At 43.5% G+C, this 11,371-nt stretch carries 12 protein-coding genes; 5 read left to right on the top strand and 7 right to left on the bottom strand.

Annotation, left to right across the window (positions count from 1 at the left end; all coding sequences use genetic code 11):
- Positions 1 to 23 precede the first annotated feature (23 nt).
- On the top strand, positions 24 to 884 hold the full coding sequence (locus VIC_RS06570) for a helix-turn-helix transcriptional regulator (RefSeq protein WP_006958631.1): 861 nt from the start codon (positions 24 to 26) through the stop codon (positions 882 to 884).
- 21 nt (positions 885 to 905) lie between these two features.
- Here VIC_RS06570 and VIC_RS06565 read toward each other — a convergent pair whose 3' ends face one another.
- Positions 906 to 1,385 (bottom strand): hypothetical protein, encoded by a 480-nt coding sequence (locus VIC_RS06565; protein ID WP_039951401.1) that lies wholly within the window; start codon positions 1,383 to 1,385, stop codon positions 906 to 908.
- A gap of 790 nt (positions 1,386 to 2,175) precedes the next feature.
- Positions 2,176 to 3,072 (bottom strand): LysR family transcriptional regulator, encoded by an 897-nt coding sequence (locus tag VIC_RS06560; RefSeq protein ID WP_006958630.1) that lies wholly within the window; start codon positions 3,070 to 3,072, stop codon positions 2,176 to 2,178.
- A 107-nt stretch (positions 3,073 to 3,179) separates the two neighbouring features.
- On the opposite strand from VIC_RS06560, the gene VIC_RS06555 reads away from it, so the two are divergent.
- The 3 genes from VIC_RS06555 to VIC_RS06545 all read left to right on the top strand — a co-directional run bounded on the left by VIC_RS06555 (position 3,180) and on the right by VIC_RS06545 (position 4,902).
- Positions 3,180 to 4,013: a pirin family protein gene (locus VIC_RS06555; protein WP_006958629.1), complete on the top strand. Its 834-nt coding sequence runs from the start codon at positions 3,180 to 3,182 to the stop codon at positions 4,011 to 4,013.
- 14 nt (positions 4,014 to 4,027) lie between these two features.
- Positions 4,028 to 4,621 carry an isochorismatase family protein gene (locus VIC_RS06550; RefSeq protein WP_006958628.1) on the top strand — a complete coding sequence of 198 codons (594 nt, stop codon included), beginning with the start codon at positions 4,028 to 4,030 and terminating at the stop codon, positions 4,619 to 4,621.
- 68 nt (positions 4,622 to 4,689) lie between these two features.
- The gene (locus VIC_RS06545) at positions 4,690 to 4,902 is read left to right on the top strand and encodes a hypothetical protein (RefSeq protein ID WP_006958627.1); all 213 of its coding nucleotides are present in this window, start codon (positions 4,690 to 4,692) and stop codon (positions 4,900 to 4,902) included.
- A 393-nt stretch (positions 4,903 to 5,295) separates the two neighbouring features.
- Here the strand turns inward: VIC_RS06545 and VIC_RS06540 are convergent, their stop codons facing one another.
- The 5 genes from VIC_RS06540 to VIC_RS26990 form a co-directional block, all read right to left on the bottom strand.
- Entirely contained in the window at positions 5,296 to 6,279 is a 984-nt protein-coding gene (locus VIC_RS06540; protein ID WP_006958626.1) for an ornithine cyclodeaminase family protein, read from the bottom strand.
- A complete protein-coding gene (locus tag VIC_RS06535; protein WP_006958625.1) occupies positions 6,280 to 7,458 on the bottom strand; it encodes an aminotransferase class I/II-fold pyridoxal phosphate-dependent enzyme in 1,179 nt (392 codons plus the stop codon).
- Positions 7,459 to 7,470: 12 nt separating this feature from the next.
- Positions 7,471 to 8,094 (bottom strand): helix-turn-helix transcriptional regulator, encoded by a 624-nt coding sequence (locus VIC_RS06530; protein WP_006958624.1) that lies wholly within the window; start codon positions 8,092 to 8,094, stop codon positions 7,471 to 7,473.
- Between the two features lie 1,659 nt (positions 8,095 to 9,753).
- Entirely contained in the window at positions 9,754 to 10,077 is a 324-nt protein-coding gene (locus tag VIC_RS06515) for a hypothetical protein (protein ID WP_236612155.1), read from the bottom strand.
- Positions 10,078 to 10,083: 6 nt separating this feature from the next.
- On the bottom strand, positions 10,084 to 10,392 hold the full coding sequence (locus tag VIC_RS26990) for a hypothetical protein (RefSeq protein WP_039951398.1): 309 nt from the start codon (positions 10,390 to 10,392) through the stop codon (positions 10,084 to 10,086).
- A 418-nt stretch (positions 10,393 to 10,810) separates the two neighbouring features.
- Between VIC_RS26990 and VIC_RS06505 the strand changes: the two genes are divergently transcribed.
- Entirely contained in the window at positions 10,811 to 11,302 is a 492-nt protein-coding gene (locus VIC_RS06505) for a hypothetical protein (RefSeq protein ID WP_006958621.1), read from the top strand.
- The last annotated feature ends 69 nt before the right edge of the window (positions 11,303 to 11,371 follow it).

Genomic DNA, 11,371 nt, shown 5'->3' with positions numbered 1-11,371 from the left:
CATAATTGGACAGGAAATTGATAATGAGTAAGTGGCCAATAAGGTGGGATCTTTTATTCCGGTACCGAATGATAGAAGTGATTGCGTTGTGGGAAGGGCGATTGACAACCAACCATCTAATTCAAAGCTTTGGCATAGGAAGGCAGCAAGCGTCGAAGGACATCAACACCTATCTTGCCGATGTTGCTCCGGGCAACCTAGTTTATGATAAGCAGCTCAAAGGCTATAAACCCAGTAGCCGCTTTGTGCCAAAGCTGACTGGGGGACATGCCGATGAATACCTCCACATTTTGGCACGCCGTGAAGATATGGCCGTCACTTTTCAAGAGCTCAATATGGGATTTGAGAATGTCTCCATGGTGCGCCCTGTAACGCGCAACATATCGCCACAAGTATTACGTCCATTAGTGCAAGCCATCAGAGAAAGAAAACGTGTCGATATAAGCTACACATCCTTGAAAGATGGTTTGGAAGTTGAGCGCTTGATCTCCCCACACACCTTAGTTTGTACCCCTCTTAGATGGCATGTCCGAGCCTATTGTGAGCACGCTCTGGGTTACCGAGATTTTGTTCTCAGTCGCATTAGAGGCATACCAGATATCAATGACAAACTCGTCATGGGCAAGGACAAAGATGAACGATGGAATACGCCGCTCACCATCCAACTGACACCCGATACGCGATTTACCGAAACACAAGCATCCGTCATCGCCCATGATTATGGGATGAAAGACAGCCAATTGGAACTGCACACCAACGCCGCCCTCATCCGTTATGTTTTGGATGCTTACAACATTGGCATCAATACGCTGGATCTAAATCCTCAAGGACAACAAATCGTGGTGAAGAACTTAAATGAGCTGAAAGATTATCTGACCTATTGACCCTATATTTTAGCCATAACCTCACCCGCTTCGCTTTAACACCTCAATAAGCTGTTGACGTTCATGGTTCGACAAAGCAAACCATTTCTCGCCTCGCGTGGCAATGTGCAACAGAGTCTGACTGAGCGGATCGGCCCTTTCTCCTGCCTGTCCGACCGCCACCAGTTCGACCTTCTCGCCGCTGCGGCGGCGAAGCTGAAAGATGCGCCGGTCAATATCACGACTCAGACACAACTGGTAGGCCTGGCGCGACAAACCGTGGAGCAATCCCACACGAACCGGGGGACGCTTCATCGGGGCGCTCGGCAGATCCCTTTGTAACCAACGGGACAACACCCCATACTCCACGGCGGTTTCTAGCCAAGGGCATGGCGTGTTTTCTTGGTGCTTAAGGGTATCAAAGGCGTTGGAAATGTCGCGCAGTTGGCGCGGCTGAGTGGATGTGTGTTGCAAGGCTTGATGACAAACGTGGTCGAGGTGTTCGAGTATCGCATGGGGCATAGCAACCTCCCAGTGGAAGAACCCACACCACCCAGAGGCTTCAACCCCACTAAAGGGTGGTGAACTGAACAAGGTTAGCACTACCGTCCACATAGTAACGGCCAGCTACAATGAGCTGCCCTGCCCAGCTCACCATAAAACGGGCGTGAAGTGATTATCTCGAATGCATTCACGACTTACGGGTGTGCCTAAGCCACACATTGTCAGAGGGTTAGTCTGAATCGATGCGCTATGTGCTATTCAACGGGGTGCTAATCCCGGCACTGGATTTTGCCAGTGCTTTATTAGGCTAACCAGCCACCACTTAGGAGTCAACGAACTCACCCTGCGATTCTTTTGACCCTTCGCTCATTTTTAACACCCATTCTGACTCCATAGCTCTTCTGGCTCGGTAGTCACACGCTAGTGCGATTACGCCGTAGCCAGTGACGCTGTTGTCTTGGTGTTATGTAATCTACTGTATCTATTGATTATGTAAAAAGGTGACTAAGACAAGCTTAGACATCCACCGACGACATTAACGCCGTGTTTGAGGAAATATCCTCCCTCTCAAAACGGTGTAAATTCAGAAACTGCCAGCATCAGGGAGAGGATGGCTGTGCTGGCCAACAGGAACAGAAAATCGGCAACCTAACACCCGAGCGTTATGACTGTTACTTGCATTTGAAGCAAGAGGTTGCCTTCTCAGACAGGAGAAGAAGTGAGAATAATCGCCGTGTTGAGCGCCAGTATGATAAAGCGTTGGGCTAGGATCGCGATGACCGGACACGGACATCTTACATTTTGGTTGTTAGGTCCACGGCGCGTGAGGTGACACCTTGTCTAGAGTGTGATCGATGAACAGTCTGATGGCTTTTGTCATGTACTTGTGGGATTGGTATATCACAAACATGTTCGACTTAGGGGTTTCGTAATCCTGTAACACTTGCACGAGCTGGCCACTTTCAAGATGCGTTTTCACTAGGGCGAAAGGAACATACGCCGCCCCCAGACCATTAAGCGCCGACTCTATGATGAGGTGCATACTGGTCGAGGCATACTTGCCTGATACGTTGATGGGATAGTGCTGTTCTTGCTTGGTGAAATGCCATTGGTTGTTTGATAGTGATTGGCTCATGAGCAGACAGTCGACGTTTGCCAAATCTTCTGGGTGCTTAATGTTTCCGGCCGCCTTCAAAAAGTCAGGACTGGCGCAACAAACACTGTGCTTGGGGCCAATCCTCCTCGCAATTAACGAGGAATCTTGTAATTGCCCTGAACGAAACGCGACATCAATTCGATTTTCGACCATATTGACGTAGCTGTCGGATGTGTCCAATTCAATGCTGATTTCGGGGTAGGCTTTTAAAAACTCCGTGATCCACGGCTGAACATATTGGACAGCAAAATCAAAAGGCGACGAGATACGGATCTTACCTTTCGGCTCTGATTGGGCTTGCCTGACTAAATCATTCGCCTCTTCAAGCGCGACAAGGTGCTGCTGACACAGTTGAAAATAATGCCGCCCTTCTTCAGTTAACGACAGCTTTCTCGTACTTCTGTGCAAGAGCTTAACCCCAAGGTTTTCTTCTAGCTGCACCACTTTCCTGCTCACGGTCGTCGAAGGCATCGCCAAAAACTGACTGGCTCCTGCAAAGCTTCCGGCCTCCACAACACTGATAAAGACCTTGATATCGTTAAGATTCATATCATTACTTCCAAAAACGGGATTAACAAACCCAATTAAACCATCTAATAAAATGATAGGTCCTGCCATAGTCTTTATCAATAGAAATTGAGACAGGATTGACCGTCATGAGCAGACAAATCACAGAAATCAGACATGGCCACAAACATGGTCCAGTGAATCGCTTCGTTGATTCAACGAACGTGACACAACTGAACCCGTTTGTCCTTTGGGACCACTTTTCTCTTACTAATGTCACCACTACCACGGGGTTTGACTTTCATGGTCACTCCGGCGTAGCCACCATTAGCTACCCTCAAATTGGGGACATTGCTCATGAGGATACGGGCGGTCACTCTGGATTGCTTATCGCCGGAGGCATCCAAGTGATGGCAGCGGGTTCTGGGGTGCTGCACAAAGAAACCGTTTACCCCAATCAGCGCGCAGCAGAAGCCTTTCAACTTTGGGTAGCCTTACCTAAAAGCGACTCAGAAATGGGGCCTGTCCGCTATTCCACGCTGCCGCTTCAGGACATCCCCAGTATCAGCACGGCGGGTTCAAAAACCAAAATCCTTATCGGGCAATACCAGCAGCAACAAAGTCCCGCCGAGTCGCCAGTTGATATGTCATACCTGCATGTTCAATTGGACGCGGACAGCCAATGGACTCAGTTAAGCCACGCGTCTCATCGCACGGCATTCATCTACGTTCGAAAAGGCGCCTTACATACTGGCGGGGTTCAACTCTTGGCCGGTGAGCTGGGCATTTTTGAACCGGAAGTGAGCCCCATCGTCGTGAACGCACAGAGCCAAGGCGCCGAGTTTCTACTCATTTCAGGCACCCCTCTCGATCAGGAGATCATTTCCAATGGCGCTTCTGTTCATAGCAATACAACCAATTTAATCGCAGGTGCAAAAAACATTCGGCAGCTGCAAATCAATGGCACTCATCCATTCTCTTAAAAACGAGGTTAATTATGAATACGACAACTTTTACTCCAGAAAACTCAGTAATGTTACTCATCGATCATCAGGTAGGCACCATGGGCTGGGTTGGGTCCTTAGCACTGGATGAGATTAAGAAAAATACGGTCGCTTTGGCGCGAGCGGCGAAGGAAACGGGTATGCCGCTGATTCTCACATCAAGCATGGAAGACCAAGCCCAAGGGCCCCTTTTTGATGAGTTGATCCAAGCCGTTCCCGAGGCATACGAAAAGCGCATCCTTCGAGCTGGTATTGTCGACAGCATGAAAGACGAACCATTTGCCGCCGCCGTCGAAGCAACCGGACGTAAAAACCTCATTATTGCTGGTATCACAACGGATGTGTGCGTGGTCTACCCAGCTATCACAGCGATCGCTCAAGGCTATAACGTACAGGTTGTAGTAGATGGCTCTGGCTCACCGACGACCCTTGCCGATGAAACGGCGTTAAGACGCATGGAAAGCCATGGTGTGACGTTAACATCAACCAACCAGTTAATTGCAGAGCTAGCTCAAGACTGGAGTAGTGAAAACGGTGGCAAGTTAATTCAAGTATTGTTTGAAGAAATTCTGTCTAAACTGCACTAAAGATAGAGGCGCTGTAATCGTTCGCTCGCGAATTATTGCAGCCCTTTCATTATCAACAGGATAAACTCATGAAAGCGAATACTCCGAGCAAACACGTCATGGCCATAGCAACATATTGGTCTTTGCTTCCTATGGTCTATTTCCTACCTAAAGTGCTTCATCCCTATCTACCAGACAATGAATTAATCAGGTTAATGATACTGCTGGCGATCATTGTTCCATTCACCTCTTACATCATTTTGCCGAGTGTCGTCAGGCTAATACAGTTTTGGGGCGCGTAACTATTCGCGCTGCCAACCTCCGTGCCGACACGGATGCGGCGTCAGGTTTCATCGATTTCTGTTGTTGGATCTGTAGGGTCGAATTAAGGCTTAGCATTTACTATTCAACGAAGCGTTGCTTCCATACATCAGCCCAAACCGTCAGAGTCGCCGCCACATGCTTCAATTATGGATAGCTAATTTAGACAATTCACGGACTCCCCTAAATCCAGACTCTTTATAGTTGGCACTTTGTAACTCAGAAATGCCCCAAAATGAGTTTCGAACATATAGTAATAGATAACTAAATCTAATATTAAAAAGCCAATGGGAGTGCCATTGGCTTAAAGTCATAACTGATAATGGTCAGTTATCCGCTACTTAGAAGCTAGAATGATTGTTTATATGGAAACACTATTGCAAGCAATCTTTGCATTTCAATTTATCAACAACCAAACTGGCAATTGCTAAGTCTTGTGCTCCGATACCAGTCAAATCAACAACAGTTATTTTGGCTGATGCAAAGTCTGCTTCTGGATTCTTTCCTGCCAAAAGATGTGGAAGTGAAATATCAGAGTCCTCTTTTACCAATTTTTCCCGTACAGCTACGCCAAAATCACCATGATGAAGACACTGCTGATGGTTATCAGTCACTATATAATCAGCGTCAGCCAAGATTTGAGGGTCAATTTCGTTCTTACCTGGGCTATCAGCTCCCACCGCTATAATATGTAGACTCTCTGGTAAGTCGTCTTTGGTAACAATTGGCTGCGTAGCTGGTGTTATGGTCACTAGGATCTGGCTTACCTCGCATACTTCCTTGGCTGAATGCATAGCTACAGCAGTTACATCGAAGTCACGGTTTAACCTTTCACATAACTCAACACTCGAATCATAGGATCGTCCAGCTACAGCAATGCGCTTTAAGCCCATATGCTGGGTAATAAATGAAGCCTGCCAATATGCCTGAGTTCCTGTTCCAATGATGCCAACGCAAGCTTCTTTATCTACGGTTTTTAAAGATGCAGCCAATGCACCCGCTGCGGCAGTGCGTATCTGAGTTAACCAACCGTCATCATTCAACATTGCTATAGGGCGACCAGTTTCAGACGACATAACCAAGCTAAGCCCACTATTTGCTGGTAAGCTTTTCTCGGTATTCTTATAGAAACCAGACGCAATTTTAATAACATAGTAAGGGTGTTGACCCTTTTGAGCTGCCTTTACATGGCAATCACCAAAGAAGCTACCATCGCTTTCGTTAAACAACATTTGCATTGGTTGTGGTTGGCTGACCAACCCTGCCGAGAATGACACAAATGCATCTCGTACAGACTCAATTGCTTCTGGTAACGAGACTAAGGATTTAATATCTTCTAGCGGGACAATGACCATCATTTACTTCCTAGCGTAGTCAGCGTAGTGCTTTTCAAAATGTTTGCGCATAGCGGCTAAACCATCTTTGAAAATTTTGGCACGACCAAAACCAATTCTAAATCTATCCTTTGAAACATCTGTTAGTTCAGACATATAAATAGAAGATGGCAACAGAAGAACACCACTTTCCTCAACTAAAGAGCGGCAGAATTCCTCGACACCTCCTGGCCCTGTGTAACGTGGAAAAGCGATACAACCACCTAAAGGACGTTGCCACTCTACAAGTCCTGGGAAGTCTTCGAACAGAGCTTCTAACTCAAGGACATTTTCCAGTATCATGGCACGATTACGAGATAGAATAGTATCTCTGTTCTTGAGCGCAATTAGGGATAACACCTCCGACGGAGCAGAGTTACAGATAGACAAGTAATGTTTATAGCGCTCTACTCTTAATAGAACTTCTTTGTCCTTAGATGCCATCCAACCAATTCGAAGGCCTGGTAGCCCGTATGCTTTGGACATAACATTTAGCGAAATACCTTTCTCGTATATATCAGCTATTTGTGGCATTCGAACTTCTGGGTCTAGCTCGACACCTCGATAAACCTCATCAGACAGAATGTAGATCCCGTGGTCTCTACAGACCTGAATAAGATCATCCATCTCTTCTTTTCCCATTATGTATCCAGTTGGATTATGTGGGAAATTGAGACTAATCAGCTTAGTGTTTGGACGAATAGCTGCCTTTATATCTTCGATATAAAGATGCCATCCGCCTTTCTTGCTGCTGTTTTCACGAAGAGGAACGCCAGTAACATCACAAATGGTTAGTGGTATTGTTTCAGCACTCTGATAGTTTGGGGTTGGAACGATAACGTGATCTCTGCTTGTAAGCATACATTTAGCCAGTGCATATAAGCCTTCCCCTGCTCCTGCAAGACACAAAACCTCATCGGGGTTTATGGTCTGATACGTATTAGCAATCTCTTGTCTTAGTTCAGCTGATCCCCAAGTTGGTGTATATCCTAACCAAAGGTTTTCAAAAGCTGCACGATCCTCTTCAGTAGCCATCGAAAGTAGATCATTAACAGTCATACTTTCTAGGTCTGATGCAGTCATGTGGTGCTCAGCCGTAAATTCCCATTCTGAGAAATAGACCTCTAGTTCAAAATCTCTCATTGGCTTTGGTTTAGTAATCATTGTATGTACCTGTTAGTTATCTTCTGGCTGCTTTACTGCTTTCAATAATTGATAAAAGCCAGCTCTTGATATACCTAAAGCTTCTGCTACATATTCAGCAGAGCCTCTATATGAAAAAATGTCAGCGACAAAAAGGTTTCGTATTATTTCTATCCGATCCTCTTTTTTAGTTTGTGCCAGTCGAACGCCTCTTTTTTGGACAGTTTCAGCAATGATTAAATTTGCATTCTCACGCCAATCACTGATCACGAATGCACTGTGTTTTTGTGCATCCACAGTGATCAGTTTTTGCAAGTGATTGAGAGAAAGCTCTAGTCCATCCACTTGCATATTGATGCACAAGAGGCCTACTGGTGAGCCGTTTTTATCAGTCAACAGTGAAGAAACTGACTTCAACTTCGAGCCATCAGGATTAGACTTCCTGTAAGGCCCAATCACGTTATTGTTGTCTAGCTCTTTTTCGTAGTTTTCCGTTTCTAGTTGTGAATTGTCTCCTACCTTTCGAGGGGTAAAAGCATTCTCAATATGGAAAACCGTATTTGTTTTCAGATCATGAATCACGACTTCGACTAGGCCTGGCAACAGGGCACTAAGCGCTTTAGTTATTGGAATATATTGTTCTAAAATACTAGGCATTTATACACTTTGTCCAAAAATAGATAAATTATCTTAAGCGGTTTTTTCGGCTTTTACAAATCTAGTCGATTTTTATTAACATCGAATAAATCAAACCTGCCAATTTGCAGTACGGAACTAAACCAGTGAGAGCTGGAAAATATTTTGCCCACTTGCTATCTGAATGGTTTTAAGTCTCTAATAAACAATGACTTTCACATTCGAGATTGAGAGGCTCATCCTGCAAGCTAAATTACAGTTAGGTGCTTTAAAAGATTGGGCTAGACAGATCGCTATGAACGAATGCTAAGTAAGCTCTATATGATTCAGAAAGGAGGAATAGGATGGCGCTTGTTATTATTACTTTTTCTAACTGATTTGCGTAAAATTAGGCTGATTATTCTAAATCGTTTATTGTCCAGAAATGTGTCTGAAATATTGTAACGCTCAAGTGGGCAAAATCATGGCGAATATCAAAGCGCTCAAAAGGGTCATAGTGCTCTGTATGCCGTCAGAAGCTGATGGCCAGTCTTATATGGCATCGTTGAACCTCAAATTGATTTGATCAACAACGCCCACTCAGAGTGACGGGAAGAAGTAATAGAAGTAGTTTATTTTTGTGTTTTTGATTGTCTCATCTTAAGGGTAAAAAACACCGTCGTAGCAATGGACACAAAGTATCCAATGAATGATATTGCTAGTGTTCTCGTTACAATGTCCGATAAATAGTTCTCAGGGTCACACTCGAGGGACATGTTGTATTTCAAATAAAGAAGTATTTCTGTAAATGACACAAACATCGCTGCAGGGAATAAAATCACAACAAATAAAACAGCAATCCACTTCGTCATACCTTAAAACACCTTATCTATTAATAGATATACCACTTGATTATCCTAGCGTACCCGATGAAGACGTTACAGACTGATATGACCTAACTATTTCATTGGAGCCGCTATTTCATACACTACCCTCGATAAGGCTGTGAAGCTATCACACAAACGTAGTGCTACCAACCAAAGCTAAAAATGACGATGGGGAGCAGCCACGCTCCCCATTTTTGTCTCAGCAAATCTTTTTGAAGAAAGGTGTTCCCTGTAAAAAGCGTATATTCCTACCAAAATGATAGTGATATTAAGCTTTTATACGAAAGCAAAGATGTAAAGTACGGTCATAAAAAACAACCAGTTTAAACACATAAAAATGTCAGAAGACCACTTCTTTTCTCTTCTTCGATGTCTTACAAGAGGATAAACCAAGCAGAAGTATGAGAATAAACCACCCGCCCCCATACTATTCATAGCAATGTAGTTATTACTCTTAAAACTTTCAGGCTCTTTCGCCAAGTTGTCTACTAATTGATTGATATGTTTTTTATCTCCTAAGGAATAGACGACAAGATGATAAAAATAAACTCCCCCCCACGCGAAAAACAACAAGCCCGCTAATGGTTTTATGTCCAACATTTATCCCTTTAAAAACCCACGCCAACACTGAAATCATTGAAAATGTGCTTATTTATATACTCTTCGATTTCATCAGGTATTTCTTTCTCAATGTTGCTTTCAATTTCTTCAAAAAATAGGTCCCATTCGAAAAGTTCAAAAGCCTTTTCAAATACATCCTTACCAGTACCATAGATGCCTATTAATTAAATTGAACACTAACAGAGCAAATACGTTAAATGACAAAGCTTAGCAAAAAAGCAAAATTCGCCCACATAAAAAAATCAAACTTCATAGTTCTCTTTTTGGCCCTATGACGTAACAAAGGGTAGAGAAATGCGTACATTACAAACAACCCTCCGGCACCTAACCCTGATGTATTCAGGTACCACTTTGCCTTGAACGTTTCTGGTTCTTTAGACAAGTTGCCAATCAGTTCATCAATATATCGCTGATCACCGAAGCAGTAGCGATAAGAGTAAAACATAAATGGCAATATCCAGATAAATACCCAAAGGCTAGCCAACTTGTGAATATGGATAAAAACGTCTGTCATCATATACTCTTAAAATGCTTTTGACATGTTAAAATTACTATATCTATTTGAATTAATATAGGTTTCCACTTCTACTGGGATACCTTCTTCCAATTCTTTTTCAACGGAATCAAGGTAACTATCAAGGCCTAACAGGTCATATTTTTCTTCAACAAGCCCTTTGCCAGCGCCAGAACCAATAAACCCACCTGCCAGAGCTCCCCCTGCATAAAGCAACATCACGACTGGTGCAGCACTTATCGATAGACCAACAACAAACAGACCGGCTATACCAGCACCTAACAATCCTCCAGCCCATCCACCAGCTACACCTCCCATTTCAATTGCGGCTTGACGAGTGCATGAAGCTAACGACTTACAGTTTTGAGTAACATTGTATACGCCACTCGCAACTCCAAGTCCTAACGATAGTTTTCCTGCTTTCTCCGCATCAGTTATCCACTTAGCGGTATTCGCTACACGGGCTCCCAGCTCAGGAACCGAGCCTGTCTTTAATATCTCATCGGCGTTGTGAATGAGTGACTTAGTAGAATTTATCCCTAAACTTTCCTTAAACCCTTGGTCGATTGGTATCTTAGATTAAAACATTTCTGAAGGTATTTGAGCTGACTTGAATTACATTTATTTATAATAACATCAAAAACTTACTGTTATTGACTGTCTTTTTTGTTTAGGTTTAAATCATCCCGAAAATTGTTTCTGGCTATACAAGCCAGTATTAAAAAAGGAATTTAGTATGAAAAAAAGCTACTTATTGTTGCCGATAGCTTCATTGTTATCAGCACCAGCACTTTCTAAAGATATTTCATTTTCAAACCCTAAAACTATATTGCCTAATGAGGATGTACAGTCCTTTGAGCTTGCAGATCTAGACGGCAACGGAAAACAAGAAATTGTATATCTAACGTCTAATGGTGAACTTAAGTATGCAGCCTTGGGCCACTATATCACTGAGTCAAGTCGTAATTTACTTCGTAGCACGGATTGGGATGTTAATGATTACGTAGATATATCGTTAAGCTTTAGTCGTACCGGATTTGTTATTACAAAACGAGGCAATGGAACAGGATCAGGTTTATCGCTGAGAGATGGTACATTCGTAGGAGATGCAGGAAGTCGCCAATATTTATTGATCGATTACATTTCTGAAACTGAAATCAGTGGTAAATTTATGGATTATGATTTGGGAATCTACAGTAAGGTTCCTTTCACAGCGGTTCCAAAGTAGAGATCCAATTAAGATATCGAAAAAGGATTGGCGCTATAAACATAACAAAGCGCTTAAGAGTTACTCCAT

This window comes from Vibrio coralliilyticus ATCC BAA-450 (genome assembly GCF_000176135.1).
Lineage (GTDB): Bacteria > Pseudomonadota > Gammaproteobacteria > Enterobacterales > Vibrionaceae > Vibrio > Vibrio coralliilyticus.
The sequence above is the reverse complement of the archived record's forward strand: the minus strand, read 5'-3'. Positions and strand labels throughout refer to the sequence as shown.

Coding starts and splice junctions, on each gene's coding strand:
- VIC_RS06560 (WP_006958630.1), bottom strand. CDS start 3,072: ATGAATCTTAACGATATCAAGGTCTTTATCAGTGTTGTGGAGGCCGGA.
- VIC_RS06530 (WP_006958624.1), bottom strand. CDS start 8,094: ATGCCTAGTATTTTAGAACAATATATTCCAATAACTAAAGCGCTTAGT.
- VIC_RS06570 (WP_006958631.1), top strand. CDS start 24: ATGAGTAAGTGGCCAATAAGGTGGGATCTTTTATTCCGGTACCGAATG.
- VIC_RS06555 (WP_006958629.1), top strand. CDS start 3,180: ATGAGCAGACAAATCACAGAAATCAGACATGGCCACAAACATGGTCCA.
- VIC_RS06540 (WP_006958626.1), bottom strand. CDS start 6,279: ATGATGGTCATTGTCCCGCTAGAAGATATTAAATCCTTAGTCTCGTTA.
- VIC_RS06565 (WP_039951401.1), bottom strand. CDS start 1,385: ATGCCCCATGCGATACTCGAACACCTCGACCACGTTTGTCATCAAGCC.
- VIC_RS06515 (WP_236612155.1), bottom strand. CDS start 10,077: ATGATGACAGACGTTTTTATCCATATTCACAAGTTGGCTAGCCTTTGG.
- VIC_RS06550 (WP_006958628.1), top strand. CDS start 4,028: ATGAATACGACAACTTTTACTCCAGAAAACTCAGTAATGTTACTCATC.
- VIC_RS06505 (WP_006958621.1), top strand. CDS start 10,811: ATGAAAAAAAGCTACTTATTGTTGCCGATAGCTTCATTGTTATCAGCA.
- VIC_RS26990 (WP_039951398.1), bottom strand. CDS start 10,392: ATGGGAGGTGTAGCTGGTGGATGGGCTGGAGGATTGTTAGGTGCTGGT.
- VIC_RS06545 (WP_006958627.1), top strand. CDS start 4,690: ATGAAAGCGAATACTCCGAGCAAACACGTCATGGCCATAGCAACATAT.
- VIC_RS06535 (WP_006958625.1), bottom strand. CDS start 7,458: ATGATTACTAAACCAAAGCCAATGAGAGATTTTGAACTAGAGGTCTAT.